The organism is Streptomyces endocoffeicus (genome assembly GCF_016741935.1).
Taxonomy (GTDB): Bacteria; Actinomycetota; Actinomycetes; order Streptomycetales; family Streptomycetaceae; genus Streptomyces; species Streptomyces endocoffeicus.
In genome coordinates this window covers 1-19519 of sequence record NZ_JAERRG010000072.1, presented here as the reverse complement: position 1 = coordinate 19519, position 19519 = coordinate 1, and the positions used below count along the sequence as shown (strand labels likewise).

At 71.9% G+C, this 19519-nt stretch carries 3 protein-coding genes; all 3 read right to left on the bottom strand.

Translation table 11 applies throughout. The features are described from left to right. A partial coding sequence (locus JK364_RS52965; RefSeq protein ID WP_201858652.1) for a type I polyketide synthase occupies window positions 1-1539 on the bottom strand: 1539 nt, incomplete at its 3' end. Window positions 1540-1620: 81 nt separating this feature from the next. Beyond that, a complete protein-coding gene (locus JK364_RS52960; protein ID WP_201858651.1) occupies window positions 1621-8175 on the bottom strand; it encodes a type I polyketide synthase in 6555 nt (2184 codons plus the stop codon). A gap of 27 nt (window positions 8176-8202) precedes the next feature. Further along, on the bottom strand, window positions 8203-19519 hold an 11317-nt coding region (locus JK364_RS52955), incomplete at its 5' end, for a type I polyketide synthase (protein ID WP_201858650.1).

Sequence of the window (19519 nt, the reverse complement as noted above, 5' to 3'; positions counted from 1 at the left end):
CACACCCAGCTCCGCCATCCCCACCTCCGGGTGGCCTTCGGCGAAGTCCAGCAGCCGCCGTGCCTGGGCCCGCAACCCCGCATCACCACGCCCCGACACCACCAACGGCACCACACCACTACCCCGAGCCTCCGGCACCACCTCGGTGGCCGCCTCCGGAGCCTGCTCCAGAATCACGTGGGCGTTCGTCCCACTCACCCCGAAACCCGACACCCCCGCCCGCCGCGGACGCCCCACCTCCGGCCACGCCAGCCGCTCGGTCAACAGCTCCACCGCACCCGCCGACCAATCCACCTGCGGCGAAGGCTCATCCACATGCAACGTCCTCGGCAACACCCCATGCCGCAACGCCATCACCATCTTGATGACCCCGGACACACCCGCCGCGCCCTGGGTATGGCCGATGTTGGACTTGAGCGACCCCAGCCACAGCGGGCGGTCTTCCGGTCGCCCCTGGCCGTACGTGGCCAGCAGCGCCTGCGCCTCGATAGGGTCCCCCAGCGCCGTGCCCGTCCCATGGGCCTCCACCGCGTCCACTTCGGACGTACTGAGGCGTGCATGGGCCAGCGCCTGCCGGATGACACGCTGCTGAGACGGACCGTTCGGGGCGGTCAGTCCATTCGACGCACCGTCCTGGTTCACCGCACTGCCCCGCACCACCGCCAACACCCGATGGCCGAGCCGCTCCGCGTCCGACAGCCGCTCCAGCAACAGCACTCCCGCCCCCTCGGAGAAGCCGGTGCCGTCCGCCGCCGCGGCGAATGCCTTGCAGCGGGCGTCGGCGGCGAGTCCGCGCTGGCGTGAGAAGCCGATGAACGCCCGGGGTGTGCCCAGGACGGTGACCCCACCGGCCAGCGCCATCGAGCAGTCCCCGGCCCGGAGGGCGCGCGCCGCCAGATGGAGGGCCACCAGGGAGGCGGAACACGCGGTGTCGACCGTGACGGCGGGGCCCTCGAACCCGAAGGTGTAGGAGATCCGGCCGGAGAGCACACTTCCGGCGTCGGAGGTCATCAGATAGCTCTCCAGGGCCTCGGGCAGCTCCGGCAGCCCGGCCCCGTAGTCGCTGCCGGCGAACCCGGAGAAGACCCCGACGTCCTTGCCGCGCCACGCGGTGGGGTCGATCCCCGCCCGTTCGAACGCCTCCCAGGAGAGCTCGAGCATGATGCGCTGCTGCGGATCCATCGTGACCGCCTCGCGCGGGGAGATCCCGAAGAAGCCCGCGTCGAACTCCCCGGCGTCGTGCAGAAATCCGCCCTCGCGGACATAGCTGGTGCCCCGGTGGTCGGGGTCCGGATGAAACAGGTTTCCCAGCTCCCAGCCACGGTTCACGGGGAAGCCGGTGATCCCGTCCCGCCCGTGCAGCACCATCTCCCACAGTTGCTCCGGGGAGGACACCCCGCCCGGAAGCCGGCAGGCCATCGCGACGATCGCGATCGGCTCCGTCCTCTCGGCCTCCAGCTCGCGGACCCGTTTCTGGGAGCGGCGGGCGTCCGCCAGCACGCGCTTGAGGTAGTCGCGCAGCTTCCCGTCATCTGCCATGAGTGTTCACTCCCGAAGGAAACGGTGGCGTCTGCTGGAGGGTCGGCGGCGTGTGGTGTGTCGTCGCGCGGGGCCGGGCGGTCACGAGGTGCCGAACTCCCGGTCGATGAGCTCGAACATGGCCTCGTCGGTGGCGGTGTCCACGTCGAACTCCTCGTCCTGGTCGGTGGTTGTGGCGCCTGCCGTGGTCTCCCACTGCTCGACCAGCAGGTGGAGGCGGGCCAGCACCGTGGCATGGGTCGTGGCATCGGGGGTCACCTCGGCCAGAGTCGTGGCCATGGTGTCGAGCTCGGCCATCAGCACCTCCGAGGTGTCGACCTCCTGGCCCAGCTCGGCCAGGAGGTAGCGGGCGAGTGGCGCGGGGGCGGGATGGTCGAAGATGAGCGTGGCGGGCAGTCGTACGCCGGCCCGTCGGGAGAGCCGGTTGCGCAGTTCCACGGCGGTGAGCGAGTCGAAGCCGATTTCCTTGAAGGGCTGGTTGGGCTCGATCAGGTCGGCCGAGGCGTGGCCGAGGACGGCGGCGGCCTCCTGCTGGACCAGGTCGAGCAGGATCTTCTCCTGCTGGCCGGCGGTTGCCCTGACCAGCCTGCTCACCAGGTCTTCCGGGTCCGCCACCGCGTTGTCGACGGCCCGGCGCGGGGTACGGACGAGGGTGCGCAGCAGTGCGGGCAGCGAGCCGGAGGCGGCCAGGGTGCGCAGGGCGGCGAAGTCCATGTGTGCGGGGACCAGTACGGTGTCGGGGCCGCGCAACGCGGTGTCGAACAGCTCCATGCCCTCGGGTACGGAGAGGCCGAGCATGCCGCCCTGTGCCATCCGCCGCTGGTCGGAGTCGTCCAGGTGCGCGCTCATGTCGGTGACCTGGCCCCACAGGCCCCAGGCGAGGGAGGTGGCGGGCAGTCCCCTGGCGTGGCGGTAGCGGGCGAGCGCGTCGAGGAAGGCGTTGGCGGCGGAGTAGTTGCCCTGGCCCGGGGAGTCGAAGGTGCCCGCGCCGGAGGAGAAGAGGATGAACGCGGCGAGGTCGAGGTCGCGGGTCAGCTCGTGCAGGTTCAGCACCGCGTCCACCTTGGGGCGGAACACCGTGTCCAGGCGTTCCGGGGTCAGGGTGGTGATCACTCCGTCGTCCAGCAGCCCGGCGGTGTGCACCACGGCGGTCAGCGGGGTGTCCTCGGGGATCGCGCCGAGCAGTGCGGCCACCGCCTCGCGGTCGGCGAGGTCGCAGGCCACCGTGCGCACGGTGGCGCCCAGCGCGCCGAGCTCGTCCTCCAGCTCGGGGACCCCCGCGGCGTCCCTGCCACGCCGGCCGGCCAGGACGACGTTGCGCATTCCGTGTTCGGTGACCATGCGCCGGGCCACCAGGCGGCCCAGCGAGCCGGTGCCGCCGGTGACCAGGAGGGTGCCGGTGGCGTCGGGGGTGCGGGGCAGGGTGAACACGTTCTTGCCGATGTGCCGTCCCTGGCTCATGTGGCGGAAGGCGGCCGGGGCGTGGCGTACGTCCCAGGTGTTCAGCGGCAGGGGGTGCAGCGCTCCCCGGTCGAACAGCCCGGCCAGTTCACGGAGCATCTCCCCGATGCGGTCGTTGCCCGCCTCGTAGAGGGAGAACGCCTGGTAGGAGACGCCGGGGTGGGTGGTTGCGACCTCCTCGGGGCTCCGCAGGTCGGCCTTGCCCATCTCCAGGAACCGGCCTCCTCGGGGCAGCAGCCGCAGCGAGGCGTCCACGAACTCCCCGGCGAGGCTGTCCAGCACCACATCGACACCCCGGCCCTGGGTGGCGTCCAGGAAGTGCGGTGCGAAGTCCACGGTGCGCGAGTTGCCGAGCCGCCGCTCGCTGATTCCGGTGGCGCGTACGGCGTCCCATTTGGCGGGGGCGGCGGTGGCGAACACCTCGGCACCCCAGTGCCGGGCGAGTTGCACGGCGGCCATGCCGACGCCGCCGGCGGCGGCATGGATGAGCACGGACTCACCGGATCGCAGACCGGCGAGGTCGCGCAGCCCGTAGTAGGCGGTGAGGAACGCCATCGGCACGGTGGCGGCCTGCTGGAAGGACCAGCCGTGCGGGATCCTGACCACGGTGCGGTGGTCGGCCACGGCCAGCGGGCCGACGGCGTCGGGGAACAGCCCCATCACCCGGTCGCCGACCGTGAGCCCGGCCACTCCGGGGCCGATCTCGGTGACCACTCCGGAGCCCTCGTTGCCGATGGTGGCGTCGACTCGGTTCATGTCCAGCGCCACCAGGACGTCCAGGAAGTTCAGTCCCGCTGCCCGGACCTCGATCCGGACCTGACCGGCGGCCAGCGGTTCCAGCGCGGCGGGGGCGGGGCGTAGCGCCAGGCCTTCGAGCGTGCCGTCGGTGCCGGGCTCCAGCCGCCAGGCCGCCGCGCCCGTGGGTAGGGCCAGCGCGCCGGTGGTGTCCGCGCGGGTGAGGCGGCGGGCGTAGCGGATGCCGTCGCGCAGGGCGAGTTGCGGCTCTCCGCCGGTGAACACGCCAGGCAGCAGGGCCAGGGACGCCGGTGCCCGGTCGGTGTCCACCAGTGTGACGCGTCCGGGGTTCTCGGCCTGGGCGGACCGGAGCAGACCGCATACGGCGGCGGCGGTGGGGTCGGTGAGCTCGCGGTCGTGGTGCACGGCCACCGCGCCGTGGGTGAGCACGAGCAGCCGGGTGTCCTCGAGTTCGGGCGCGGCCAGCCAGGTCCGCAGCAGTTCCAGCACCCGGCCGGTCACCTCCCGTACGCCGCTCGCGCTGGGCTCCTGGCCGTCGCCGGCCAGGTCCAGGAGCAGCGCGTCGGGCACGCCCAGGTCGGCCGTCTCGGCAAGTTCGCGGATGTCCTCGGCGGTCGCCACCGGTACGGGGTGCGGGGTATCCAGTGCGGTGTCGGCCGCCGGTGCCGGGAGCTCGTCCCAGCCGACGCGGAACATCCGCTCCCGGGCGGGGCTGGTGCCGGTGTCCAGCAGTTCGGTGGCCACAGGCCGGGGCACCACCGATCCGACAGTGGCGACGGCCGCGCCGCCGGTGTCCGCCAGTTGAAGCGCCACCTCCTCGGGGCCGTTCGGTGCGATGTGGACGCGCAGCGCGGACGCTCCGGCGGCGTGCAGGGCGACATCGCGGTAGGCGAACGGCAGCGCCAGTGTGGCCTGGGCGGCGCCGAGGTCCCGGAAGGCGATCGCGTGCATGGCGGAGTCGAGCAGCACCGGGTGCAGGCCGAAGCCGTCCGCGGAGAGCCCCTGGTCGTCGCCCAGCGCGACCTCGGCGAACACCTCCTCGCCCCGGGTCCACACCGCGCGCAGCCCCTGGAAGGCCGGTCCGTAGCCGTAACCGGCGGCGGCCATGTCCTCGTACGCCTCCGACACCCGCTCGGTGTCCACCGCGACCGCCCCGGCCGGTGGCCACTGGCTGAGGCCGGTGTCGGGCGGGGTGGCGGCGGCCGGGGCCAGGACACCGGTGGCGTGCCGTGTCCAGGCCGCGCCCGGTCCGCTTTCCTCCGCGCGGGAGCGCACGGAGAGCGGGCGCCGCCCGGAGTCGCCCGCCTCGCCCACGAACACCTGCAGCCGCGCGCCGTCGCCCTCGGCCAGTGTGAGCGGTGCCTCGATGACGAGCTCTTCGACGACACCGCAGCCCACCTCGTCACCGGCGCGCACCGCCAGCTCCACGAACGCGGCTCCGGGCAGCAGCACCGTGCCCGCCGCCGCGTGGTCGGCCAGCCACGGATGCGTACGCAGCGACAGCCGGGAGGTGAACAACACCCCGCCGGACTCGGGGACTTCGGCGACCGCGCCCAGCAGGGGGTGCTGAGCCGGTTCGAGGCCGAGCCCGGACGCGTCGCCGAAGGTGTCGGTCGACTCCAGCCAGTAATGGTGCCGTTGGAAGGCGTACGTGGGCAGATCGATCCGGCGCGGGTCCGAACCGGCGAACACCGTGGCCCAGTCCACCGGCAGCCCACCCACATGGCCCTCGGCGAGGGAGGCCAGGAACCGCCGCGCACCGCCCTCGTCGCGCCGCAGGGAGCCCACGGCCACCGCGTCGGCGGCGGCGTCCTCGAACATCTGCTGCATGGCCGTCACCAGCACGGGATGGGCGCTGGACTCGACGAAGAAGCCGAATCCGTCGGTGAGGAGTTCATGGACGGCGCCCTCGAAGTTGACCGGGTGGCGCGCGTTGCGGAACCAGTACTCGGCGTCCAGTTCGCCGGTGTCGAGCACACCGCCGGTGACCGTCGAGTAGAACGGAATGTGGCCGCGGCGCGGGGTGATGTCGGCGAACATCGCCAGGATGCGGTCCCGCAGTGGATCGACCTGGGCGCAGTGCGAGGCCACCGTCGAGCCCACGACCTGCGCCCGGATCCCGTCGGCCTTGCACCCGGCCACGAACTCCTCCAGCGCGGCCACCTCGCCCGCGACGGTCACCGCCGAGGGGCCGTTGCGTCCGGCGATCACCAGTCGCTCGCCCCAGTCCGCCAGCCGCTTCTCCACGGTGTCGGGCGACACCGCCACGGAGGCCACCGCGCCCTTGCCCACCAGTTCCTCGGCGAACAGAGCGCTGCGCAGGACCACGATCCTGGCCGCGTCCGCCAGCGACAGCGCCCCGGCCACATACGCCGCCGCGATCTCCCCTTGGCTGTGGCCGACCACCGCCGCGGGTTCGACCCCGGCCGCCGCCCACACCGCCGCCAAGGACACATGCACCGCGAACAGCGCGGGTTGCAGGATCTCGATGCGGTCCAGGGAAGGCGCGCCCTCGGCCTCCCGGATCACATCGGTGACGGACCAGTCCAGGAGGCGGCCCAGCGCGTCGTCGCATTCGGCGAACCGGTCGGCGAACACCGTTGAGGAGGCGAGCAGTTCGGCCGCCATGCCCTGCCACTGCGAGCCCTGGCCGGGAAAGACGAAGGCGATGCTCCCGGTGGCCGGGCCGGTGCCGCGGATCACATCGGGGGCGGGGGTGTTCTGGGCCAGTGCGGTCAGGCCGCGCAGCGCGGCGTCCCGGTCGGTGGCCAGCACCACGCCGCGTTGCTCCAGCGCGGCGCGCCCGGAGGCCAGCGACCAGCCGAGGTCCGGCAGGGCTACGTCGGGGCGTTCGTCCAGGAACGACAGCAGGCGCTGGGCCTGAGCGCGCAGCCCCGACTCGCCCCGACCGGACACCAGAAGTGGCACCGGGGCATCGTCCAGGACCGGTGGTGACGACGGCGCCGGTTCGGTGGCGGCGGTGCTGGTTTCCGCGGTGGCACCGGTCGCGGGGCCGGGTTCGGCGGGCTGGGGGTCCGGGGCCTCTTCGAGGATCACATGGGCGTTGGTGCCGCTGATGCCGAAGCCCGATACGGCGGCCCGGCGCGGCCGTCCCGTCTCCGGCCACGGCTGTTCGCCGGTCAGGAGTTCCACGGCACCGGCCGACCAGTCCACCTGGGGCGTGGGCGCGTCCACATGCAGCGTCTTCGGCAGTACGCCGTGCCGCATCGCCAGCACCATCTTGATCACACCGGCCGCACCGGCGGCGGCCTGGGTGTGGCCGATGTTGGACTTCACCGACCCCAGCCACAGCGGGCGGTCGCGGTCCCGGCCGTACGTGGCCAGCAGGGCCTGCGCCTCGATCGGGTCGCCCAGCGCCGTACCCGTGCCATGTGCCTCCACCACGTCCACATCGGCGCCCGTCAGCCGTGCGCTGTTCAGCGCCCGGCGGATGACGCGCCGCTGTGAGGGGCCGTTCGGCGCGGTGAGGCCGTTGGAGGCGCCGTCCTGGTTCACCGCCGAGCCGCGCACCACCGCCAGTACCGGGTGTCCCGCGTCGACGGCGTCGGACAGTCGCTCGAGCAGAAGCACACCGGCGCCCTCGGAGAACCCGGTGCCGTCCGCCGAGGCCGCGAATGCCTTGCACCGGCCGTCGGGGGCCAGTCCGCGCTGCCGGGAGAAGCCCACGAAGGCGTCGGAGGCCGCCATCACGGTGACGCCCCCGGCCAGCGCCATCGAGCACTCCCCCGCCCGCAGCGCCTGCGTCGCCAGATGCAGCGCCACCAGCGACGAGGAGCACGCCGTGTCGATCGTCACGGCGGGGCCTTCGAGGCCGAGTGCGTAGGAGACCCGTCCGGACAGCACACTTCCCGCGCCGCCGGTGAGGATGAAGCCCTCGAGCCCTTCGGGGACCTCGGCGAGACCGGTGCCGTAGTCGTGGAAGGCGATACCGGAGTAGACGCCGACGTCCTTGCCCCGCTTGCTGGTCGGGTCGATCCCGGCGCGCTCGAACGCCTCCCAGGACAGCTCCAGCATGATCCGCTGCTGGGGGTCCATCGCCACGGCCTCCCGGGGCGAGATGGAGAAGAAGCCCGCGTCGAACTCACCGGCGTCGTGCAGGAAGCCCCCTTCCGTGGCATAGCTGGTGCCGGGGTGGTCCGGATCGGGGTGGAAGAGGTTGTCCAGGTCCCAGCCGCGGTTCACGGGAAAGCCGGAGATGCCGTCACCGCCGGTGGACACCAGCTCCCACAGGTCTTCCGGTGTGTTCACCCCGCCCGGCAGCCGGCAGGCCATCCCGACGATGGCGATGGGGGCGGAGGTGGCCGCGACCGCCTTGTCGTACTCGTGCTTCAGCCGGGCGTTGTCCTTCAGCGAGGCGCGCAGGGCGTCGACGATCTGTTCGCTCTGGCTGCTGCTCATGGCTGCCTCCCACCGCGTCGAGTGCGTTCACAACTGGGTTCCGTCGAACGCCCGTTGGACCAGTCCGGCGATATCCATTCCATCGATCAGGTCGAGCTCTTCATCAGCGGACGGCCGGCTGCCGTCCCGTGCGGCCGCTTCGGTCCTGGCCAGTGACCGCAGCGCATCGAGCACTCCGGCCTCGCGGAACCGGCTGAACGGCACGGCCGCCAGTACGCGGCGGATCTCCTCCTCATCGGCCTCGGTGGCCTCGTCGTCGCCCTGGTCACCCAGGAGTTCGGTACGCAGGTACTCCACCAGCGCGGCGGGCGTGGGGTAGTCGAAGACGAGAGTGGCCGGCAGCCGGGTGCCCAGTGCGGCGCCGAGGGTGTTGCGCAGGTTCACGGCCGCGAGGGAGTCGAAGCCCATCTCCTGGAAGGCTCGTTGTGGTTTGACGGCCTCGACACCGTTGTGGCCCAGCGCGATGGCCGTGTTCTCGCGCACCACCTTCATCAGGGCGCGTTCCCGCTCGGCGTCGGAGCCGTTGGCCAGTTCGCGCAGGAGTTCCGAGGCGGACTCGTCGGTGGCGTCGTCCGTACGAAGGCTGTCGACGATCTCCTGAACGCCCGGCAGATCACCGATCAGCGGGCTGGGCCGCAGCGAGGTGAACGCCGGGACGAACGCCGACCAATCGATGTCCACCACGGCCACGAGCGTGTCGTCATGGCGGACAGCGCGCGTCAGGGCCGCCATGGCGGCCTCGGGAGCCATAGGGAGCACACCACGGCGGCGCAGCTGCTCCTGGGCCGTGGCATCGGCGGCCACACCGAAGCCGTCGATCACACCCCAGGCCACCGAAGTGGCCACCAGGCCCCTGGCGCGGCGCCGCTCGATCAAGGCGTCGAGCTGGGCGTTGGCCGCGCCGATCAGCCCCTGGCCACCACCGCCCCAGACGCTCGCGACCGACGAGAAGACCACGAACAGGTCCAGTTCCCGATCGGCGAGGAGCGTGTCGAGATGCAGCAGACCGTCGACCTTTGCCGCCAGCGTCTCCGCCAGTTCATCGGCGCCGGTGGCGTCGGTCTGGGCGATCCGTGCCAGGTCGGCGGTGTGGACGACACCGGAGAGCTCGGGATACGCGGCGGGGCCGATGAGCAGCCGCTCGACCGCGTCGCGGTCGGTGAGGTCCGTCGGGCACACCGTCACCTTCGCGCCCAGGCCGCTCAGCTCATCCCGTAGTGCCACCACGTGCGGTGCTTCATGCGGCGCCGCCGGATCCGAGCCGACGGTCAGCACCAGGTGCTCGGCACCGGCACCGGCCAGCCAGCGCGCGGCATGCCTGCCGAGACCCTCCGTACCGCCGGTGACCAGGACGGTGCCACGCGGGCGCCACTCCGGCTTCGTCGCACCGGTGGACAGGGGATGGCTTCGCAGCCGGCGTACGAACGCGCCCGTGGCGCGGATCGCGAACTGGTCCTCGTCGCCCGGATCCGCCAACGCGGCGAGCAGGGTCCGGGCGGCCCGGTCGTCGAACACGTCCGGGAGGTCCACCAGCGCCCCCCATCGGTCCGGCTGCTCCAGCGCCACGGCCAGACCGAGCCCCCACACCGCCGCCTGTTCCGGAGCGCTGAGCCGGTCCGCCGCGCTGAGCCGGTCCGCAGCGCCGACGGTCACCGCGCCTCGGGTGGCGCAGTAGAGGCGATGCCCCGAGCCCGCTGATCCTGCCGAGCCCAGGTCGCCGAGGGCCTGCACCAGCGCCAACGTGGCCGCGGCCCCCTCGGTGAGCGTCGCGGAGCCGGGACATACGCGCTGGTCGAGAGCGAGCAGGGACAGCACACCGCCGATGTCGTCGTGATCCGCCAGCGCACCGCGCAGCATCTCGGCGAAAGTGGCGCGATCGGGTGATTCCGGTCCGTCGAGCCGCAGGGTCGTGGTGCGCAGACCCTGGCGGTTCAGCACCGGGGCCACCTGGGCCGCGTACTCCTCGTCCCGGCAGCCGTACGGCAGGACGACCAGCCAGGTGCCGGTGGGTACGCCGGAGGTGGTGCCGGGCAGTGGCTTCCAGGTGACCTGATAGCGCAGTTGGTCCGCCGCGGACTTCTCACCGCGCTTGCGCCGCCAGTCCGACAACACGCCCAGCGCACCGCCCATGGCGTCCAGAGCGGCACGGTTCTCATCGCCGTCGGCCAAGTCCAACGCTTCGGCCACCGAGCCGAGGTCGCCGCGTTCGACCGCGGCCCAGAACCGGGCGTCGATGGCGTCGGTGTCGCTGGAGGCACCGGCGGCACCGGCGGGGCTCTGGTGAGAGGCGGGCCGGGTGTCATGGAGCCAGTAGTGGGCCCGCTGGAAGGCGTACGTGGGCAGATCGGGGAGATGCGCGGGCGGAACGGCGCCGCCGAACAGAGCGCTGAAGTCGATGTGTACGCCCGCCACGTGCAGGTTGGCGACAGCGGACATCAGCGCGCGGGGTTCGTCGCCCTCCCGCCGCAACGACGGCACCACCACGGGCTGTTCGGCCGACACCTCCGGCAGACAGTCCCCGACCATCGCGGACAGCACGGCATCCGGCGCCAGTTCGAGATAGGTGCCCACGCCGTGGCCGGCAAGCGCCCGCACTCCGTCCGCGAAACGCACGGCGGCACGCACGTGCGCCACCCAGTACTCGGGGGTACACACCGCCTCTGCGTCCGCCAGCCGACCGGTCACGTTGGAGACCAGGGGGATCAGCGGTGCACTGAAGGACAGATCGGCGATCGCTTCCCGGAACTCCTGCAGCATCGGTTCCATACGGGCGGAGTGGAACGCGTGCGAGACCGCCAGACGCCTCGTCCGGCACCCCTGCTCCGACAACTCCTGCGCCACCCGCAGCACCGCCTCCTCATCACCCGAGAGCACCACCGCCGCAGGACCATTCACCGCCGCGACATCCACTCCTGGCACCAGCAACGGACGCACCCGGTCCTCACCCGCGCCCACCGCCACCATCGCGCCGCCTTCCGGCAGCGCTTCCATCAGCCGACCCCGTGCCGCCACCAGTGCGGCCGCGTCTTCCAGCGTCAACACGCCCGCCACATGCGCCGCCGTCACCTCACCCACCGAATGCCCACCGACGACATCCGGCGCCACACCCCAGGACTCCACCAAGCGGAACAACGCCGACTCCAACGCGAACAGCCCGGCCTGAGCGAACACCGTCCGCTCCAGCAGCTCCCCCTCCCCGAACACCACCTCCCGCACCGAACCCGACACACCACCCGCACCCAACTCCCGGTCCAACGCCTCACACACCGCATCGAAGGCATCCCGAAAGACGGGGAACGCCTCATACAACCCACGCCCCATCCCCACCCGCTGACACCCCTGACCAGCGAACAACACCCCCAACCGACCACGCACCACCGAACCCGACACCACCCCCGCACCCGACTCACCCCGCACCACCGCCCCCAACCCCGCCAACGCCTCCCCCCGATCCCCCGCCACCACCACCGCACGATCCGACAACCCCGCCCGCCCACAACCCAACGCAAGCGCGAACTCGCCCAGATCCTGGTCCGGTCGCTGGTCCAGGAAGGACAACAACCGCTGCGCCTGGGCCCGCAGGGCGCCCTCGCCTCGCGCGGACACCGGAAGAAGGGCCAGGCCGCCCGGCAGCTGCGGTACGGGCAGGGCCAGGTCAGGGACGTCCGAGGGCTGTTCCAGGATGACGTGGGCGTTGGTGCCGCTGACGCCGAACGCGGACACACCAGCCCTGCGCGGACGCCCCACCACCTCCGGCCACACGCGCTGCTCCGTCAGCAGCTCCACCGCGCCCGCCGACCAATCCACCTGCCGCGTCGGCTCGTCCACATGCAACGTCCTCGGCAACACCCCATACCGCAACGCCAACACCATCTTGATCACACCAGCCACACCAGCAGCCGCCTGCGCATGACCGATATTCGACTTCAACGACCCCATCAACAGCGGCCGATCACGATCCTGGCCATACGTGGCCAACACCGCCTGCGCCTCGATCGGATCGCCCAATGGCGTGCCCGTGCCATGGGCCTCGACGGCGTCCACGTCCTCCGACACAAGCCCCGCGGAGGCCAACGCCCTCCGGATTACCCGCTCTTGAGACGGACCGTTCGGCGCCGTCAGACCGTTCGACGCACCGTCCTGATTCACCGCACTGCCCCGCACCACCGCCAACACCCGGTGGCCGAGCCGCTCCGCATCCGACAACCGCTCCACCAGCAGCACGCCCGCCCCCTCGGCCCATCCCGTGCCATCCGCCGACGCCGCGAACGACTTGGATCGGCCGTCGGGGGCGAGCCCGCGCTGACGGGAGAACTCCACAAAGGCATCCGGCCCGGCCATCACCGTCACCCCACCGGCCAGCGCCATCGAGCACTCCCCCGCCCGCAACGCCTGACCCGCCAGATGCAACGCCACCAACGACGACGAACACGCCGTGTCCACCGTCACCGCAGGACCCTCGAACCCCAGCACATACGACACCCGACCCGACAGCACACTGCCCGCGCCGCCGGTCATGAGGTACCCCTCGGAACCGTCGGGAGCCGTGTCGAGGCGGCTGGTGTAGTCGTAGTTGACCATTCCGGCGAAGACACCGATGTCCTGGCCACGGAGCGAGACGGGGTCGATCCCCGCGCGCTCCAACGCCTCCCATGACGTCTCCAGCAGCAACCGCTGCTGCGGATCCATGGCTAGGGCCTCACGCGGCGAGATCCCGAAGAAGTCCGCGTCGAACTCGGCCGCGTCGTAGAGAAAACCACCTTGCCGCGCGTAGCTGGTCCCCGCATGGTTCGGGTCCGGGTCGAACAGATTGTCCAGATCCCAGCCACGGTCCACCGGGAACTCCCCGATGCCCTCGTCTCCCGCCAGGACCAGTTCCCACAAGTCCTCCGGCGAGGCCACGCCACCCGGCAACCGGCAGGCCATCCCCACGATCGCGATCGGCTCGGTGGGATCGCCCGCCGTCCACGCCGATCCGGTCCGTCCGGTGTCCTGTCCGAGAAGCCGGGCGTGCAGGAACGACGCGAGCGCGGCCGGTGTCGGGTGGTCGAAGGCGAGCGTGGTGGGCAGTTCGGCGCCGGTCAGGTCTCGCAGGCGGTTGCGGAGCCGGACCACGTTCAGCGAGTCGAAGCCGAGGTCCTGGAACGCCCGTTCGCCGTCGATGGCCGAGGCGTCGTCGTGCCCCAGTACGGCTGCCGCGCTGCTCAGCACCAGGTCGAGAACCATCCGGTGTTGCTCGGCCTCGGTGCCGGACATCAGCCGCTCCGCGAAGGCCGTGGCGTTGGCGTCCTGGGGCGCCGTGGGCTCCGGCAGCGGCCGAGGACCCGGCTCACTCACTGTGGAGGCGTCCGATACGGGAGCGTCCGGCCAGTACCGCCGGTGCTGGAAGGCGTACGTCGGCAAGTCGACCGTGCGCCGCGGGGTACCGGTGACCAGGGCGTTCCAGTCGACCGGGACACCACGGACGTGCAGTCGGGCGAGCGCGGCCACGGCGGCGACCGGATCGGACTGTTCGGCGCCGTGCAACGTGGGGACGAACATGGCCGGGTCGGCGCCGTCGCCCAGCGCTTCCTGCGCCATGGCGGTGAGGACACCGTCGGGGCCCAGCTCGAGAAAGGTCGTGGAGCCCTGGGCGTGGAGTGTGGTGACGCCGTCGAGGAAACGGACGGTCCTGCGCGCGTGCTCGACCCAGTACTCCGGGGCGCACAGCTGGTCGGGGGTGGCCAACTCGCCCGTGACGTTGGAGACGATCGGCACCGCCGGAGGCGCGTACGACAGCCCGGCGGCGATTGCCCGGAACTCGTCGAGCATGCCGTCCATGTGCGCTGAGTGGAAGGCATGGCTGACCCGTAGCCGCTTGGTCCGGTATCCCTTGGCCACGCATATCCGCTCAACGGCCGCCACGGCGTCCTGGTCGCCGGAGACGACGACGGAGGCGGGCCCATTGACCGCGGCGATGTCCACGGCATCCGGTGCTTCGGCCGACAGAGAGCGAGCCACGGTCTCGGGGACGTTGAGCGCCACCATCGCGCCACCGGGCAGGGCCTGCATCAGCCGCCCTCGTGCGGCCAGCAGCGCGGCCGCGTCCTCGATGGACAGCACGCCCGCCACATGGGCCGCGGTCAGCTCGCCCACGGAGTGGCCGGCGAGGAAGTGGGGGCGCACTCCCCAGGACTCGTACAGCCTGAACAGCGCGGTCTCCAGCGCGAACAGCCCCGCCTGGGCGAAGACGGTACGGTCGAGCAACTCCGCCTCGGGGGTCCCGGGATGGGCGAGCGCGACGTCCCGGACGGGGTGTTCGACATGCCCGGCGTCGACCAGATGGCGGTCCAGTCGCGCGCAGACCGCGTCGAAGGCATCGCGGAACACGGGATACCGTGCGCGCAGTTCCCGGCCCATCCCCGGGTGCTGGCCGCCCTGCCCGGTGAACAGCACCGCGAGCCTGCCGGGACTCGCCACACCTCGCGCCACGGGACCATCGCCCGGCCCGGCGATGGCATCCAGCCCGCTCAGCAACTCCGCACGCCCCGGGCCCACGACCACGGCCCGGTGGTCGAAGGTGGCCCGTGTGCCGATGAGGGTGTGGGCGATGTCGTCCGGGCCGAGCTCCGGGTGGCTGCGGGCGAACTCGGCGAGCCGGGCCGCCTGGCCGTACAGCGCGTCGGCGCTCCTCGCCGAGACCACCCACGGTACGGCGGGGATCGCGTCCGTGCCCTCCGCGGCAGGCTCGGCGGCGATGGCCGGTGCCTGCTCCACGATCACATGGGCGTTGGTGCCGCTGACACCGAAAGCGGACACCCCGGCCCGGCGCGGACGCCCCACCTCCGGCCACGCACGCCCCTCGGTCAGCAACTCCACCGAGCCCGCCGACCAGTCCACCTCCGGGGTGGGGGCGTCGACGTGCAACGTCCGCGGCAGAACACCGTGCCGCATCGCCATGACCATCTTGATCACACCGGCCACGCCCGCGGCGGCCTGGGCATGACCGATGTTGGACTTCACCGAGCCCAGCCACAGCGGCCGGTCGCGGTCCTGTCCGTAGGTGGCGAGGATGGCCTGCGCCTCGATGGGATCGCCCAGTGCCGTACCCGTGCCATGTGCCTCGACCACGTCCACCTCGGCGGCCGACACACCCGCCCCGGCCAGCGCCTGACGGATGACACGCTGCTGTGACGGGCCATTCGGCGCCGTCAGACCGTTGGACGCACCATCCTGGTTCACCGCGCTGCCCCGCACCACCGCCAGCACCTGGTGGCCGTTCCGCTCCGCGTCCGACAGCCGCTCCAGCAGCAGCACCCCGACGCCTTCGGCCCACCCCGTGCCATCGGCCGAGGCGGCGAAGGGCTTGCACCGGCCGTCGACCGACAGTCCGCGCTGACGGGAGAAGTCCACGAAGGCGTCGGGCCCGGCCATCACCGTCACCCCACCGGCCAGCGCCATCGAGCACTCCCCGGCCCGCAGCGCCTGCGCGGCCAGATGCAGTGCCACCAACGACGACGAACACGCCGTGTCCACCGTGACCGCGGGTCCCTCCAGACCCAGGGTGTAGGCCACGCGCCCGGACAGGACGGCGGCGGAGACCCCGGTGATCCGGTGCCCCTCGACCTCGTCCGGAACGTGGCGCAGGCGGATCGCGTAGTCCTGGGTGTTCATTCCGGTGAACACCCCGATGCCGCTGCCGACCAACGTGGTCGGGTCGATCCCGGCCCGCTCGAACACCTCCCATGAGGTCTCCAGCAGCAGCCGCTGCTGCGGATCCATTGCCAGCGCCTCACGTGGCGAGATGCCGAAGAACTCGGCGTCGAAGCCGGCGGCGTCGGACAGGAAGGCGCCGTGCCGGACATAGGAGGTGCCGGGGTGGTCCGGGTCGCGGTCGTAGAGCGCGGACAGATCCCAGCCACGGTCGTCCGGGAAGTCGCCGACGGCGTCACCGCCTTCACTGATCAGCCGCCAGAAATCCTCGGGGCTGTTGACCCCGCCCGGAAAGCGGCAGCTCATCGCCACAATGGCGATGCCCTCGTTCGAAGCCCCGCCCGTGGTCACCGGGGCGGCGGGGGCGCTCGGTGACCCCAACAGCTCGGCGTGCAGATGCCGGGTGAGGGTCCGTGGGCTGGGGTGATCGTACAGCAGGGTGGAGGGAAGCCGGAGGCCGGTGGCCGTGTTGAGCCGGTTGCGCAGCTCCACGGACGTCAGCGAGTCGAACCCCAGCTCACGGAAGGCCCGTTCGGCGGCGATGCTGTCCGTCGATGAGTGTCCGAGCACCTGGGCGGCATGGTGTGCGACCAGGTCCAGCAGCGTCTGCTCCCGTTCGGCGGGGTCCACCGACTCCAGCCGCCGTACGAGATCGGTCCGTGGCGCTGCCGTACCGCTCACGACCCGGCGGCCCGGTGGCACCAGCTTGTGCAGCAGAGGGACGACCGGGGCGGCGGCCGCGCCGGCGCGCAGGCCCGCGAGGTCCAGGCGGGCCGCCACCAGCGCGGGCGTGGCGCTGCGCAGACCGGCGTCGAACAGCGTCAGACCGGTCTCCTCCGACAGGGCGGTCATGCCGAAGCGCCGGGTGTGCTGCCGCAGGTCGGCCGCGGTGAGATGTGCGGTCATCTCGCTGCTGAGCGCCCAGTGGCCCCAGGCGAGCGAGGTGGCCGGGAGCCCTTCCGCCCCGCGCTGCCGAGCGAGGGCGTCCAGGAAGGCGTTGGCCGCGGCGTAGTTGGCCTGTCCGGGGTTGCCGAAGACGCCGGCGGCCGAGGAGAACACCACGAAGGCGGCGAGGTCCATGTCGCGCGTCAGCTCATGCAGGATGAGGGCCGCGTCCGCCTTGGGGCGAAGAACGGTGTCCAGCCGTCCGGGGGTCATGGCGGTGACCACGCCGTCGTCCAGGACACCGGCGGTGTGGACGACCGCCGTGAGGGGGGCTTCGGCGGGGAGCGAGGCCAGCAGGTCCGCCACCGCGACCCGGTCCGCGATGTCGCAGGCCACGGTGCGTACGGACGCGCCCAGGGCGCCGAGATCGGACTCCAGCTCCGCCACGCCTTCGGCCGCGCCGCCACGGCGGCTGACCAGCAGGAGGTTACGTACGCCGTGCTCGGCCACGAGGTGCCGTGCGAACAGCCGGCCCAGTGCACCGGTGCCACCGGTGATGAGCACCGTGCCGGTCGGGTCCAGCGCTCGCGGTGGCTCTTCCTCGCTCGGCGTGGCCCGCACCAGCCTCGGTACGGATGCCACCCCGGCGGTGATGGCGATCTGCGGTTCCCCGGTGGCCAGGGCGGCGGGCAGCAGTGCGCCGGAGGCGTCGTCCTCGTCCATCGCCACCAGCACCAGCCGGTCCGGGGCCTCGGACTGTGCCGAACGCACCAGTCCCCAGACGGCCGCGCAGATCGGGTCGGTGACCTCGCGGGTGACGATGACCAGCCGCGAGTCGTTCTCCGGCGCGGCCAGCCACGCCTGGACCCACTCCAGCGCCTGCGAGGTGAGCGACCGTAAGCCGTGCGTGATGTCCGTCAGGTCCACGCGTACGAAGGGCGGTACGTCGCCGTGGTCGGCCAACGTTGTCAACTCGGCCGGGCTCGTCACCGTCACCATCGCCGGATCCGAGGCGGCCGGGGCGGATGCGGACGACGCGACCGGGAGCGGGACCGGGAGCGGGACCGGGAGCGGGAACCACTCCACCTCGAAGAGCGCGTCCTGCGGTTCCGTCCCCGTTGCCGACAGCCAAACATCGGCCGGGAGTGGCCGCGACGTCACCGAGCCCACGGACCCGACCGCCCTCCCGGTGGAGTCCGCCAGTTGCAGCGTCACGCCGCCCTGACCGTCGGGGCTGATGCGCGCGCGCAGTGCGGTCGCGCCGGTCGCGGACAGGGACACCGCGCGGTAGGCGACGGGCAGTGCCGTTGCCTCGGCGTGCGCGTGCGTGTCGGCGTGGCATACGGCTTCCAGCAGGGCGGGATGCAGCGTGCAACGCGCGGCTTCGGCCTGCTGGACGTCGGCCAGTTCCACCTCGGCGAACACATCGGCGCCACGGGTCCACACCGAGCGCAGCACCCCGAACGCCGGGCCGATGCCACGTCCGGCACGTGCCAGATCGTCGTACACCTGGTCCACATCGATGGGAGTGGCCCCGGGTGGCGGCCATGTCGCAAGGTCGATATCGGGCACGGTGGTGGCCTGGACCAGCGTGCCCGTGGCGTGCCGGTTCCAGTTCGCACTGCCCGAACCGTTGCCTTGCTGGCGGGAGTGGACAGTGAGGCGCCGTCGGCCGGAGTCATCCGCCCCACCGACGACCACCTGGAGCTGCACACTCATGCCCTCCGTCAGCACGAGCGGGGCCTCGATCAGCAACTCGTCGACGGCACCACAGCCGACCTCGTCACCGGCGCGCACCGCCAGCTCCACAAAGGCCGATCCGGGGAGGACGGTCGTACCGGCCACCGTATGGTCGGCCAGCCACGGGTGGGTGCTCAACGACAGTCGGGAGGTGAACAACACCCCGTCCGTATCGGGCAGTTCCACCCAAGCGCCCAGCAGAGGATGCCGAGCACCGGCGAGGCCGACGGCGATCACCTCACCGCTTCGGGGGCCGCTCTTGAGCCAGTAGTGCTGTTGTTGGAAGGCGTAGGTCGGGAGGTCACACGCGGTGTGCGCGGGGACGTCGCCGAGCAGGGCGGGCCAGTCGACGGGGACACCGCGTACGTAGGCCTCGGCCAGGGAGGTGAGCACACGGCGCATACCGCCCTCGTCGCGGCGAAGTGTGCCAGTCACCACGACTGGTCCGGCGTCCGTTTGCTCTGCCGCCGCCTCGATGCTCATCGTCAGCACCGGATGCGCGCTCACCTCAACAAACGCCCGGAAGTCCTCCTCCAGCAGGCGCTCGATGGACGGGGCAAACCGGACGGTGCTCCGCAGATTCCGATACCAGTACCCGGCGTCCAGCTCGGCCGTGTCCACCCATTCCGCGTCCACCGTGGAGAAGAACGGGATACGTGAGGACACCGGCCGGACCTGCGACAACGACCGCGCCAACTCCTCCTCGATCACCTCCACCTGCGCCGTATGCGAGGCGTAATCCACATCGACCCACCGCGCCCGCCCCCCAGCGCCCTCACACTCCGCCACCAGCTCCCCCAACGCCTCCGGCTCACCAGCCACCACCACCGACAACGGCCCGTTAACCGCCGCAACCTCAACCCGACCACCCCAACGGGACACCAACAACTCCGCCTCGCCCACGCCGACGCCCAGCGACACCATCCCACCCCGACCCGACAACCCCGCAGCGATCGCCCGACTACGCAACACCACCACCCGCGCCGCATCCTCCAACGACAACCCACCCGCCACACACGCCGCAGCG

What these genes read in the sequence shown, in the direction of transcription:
- JK364_RS52960 (WP_201858651.1), bottom strand. Translation starts at nt 8,175, where the DNA reads ATGAGCAGCAGCCAGAGCGAACAGATCGTCGACGCCCTGCGCGCCTCG.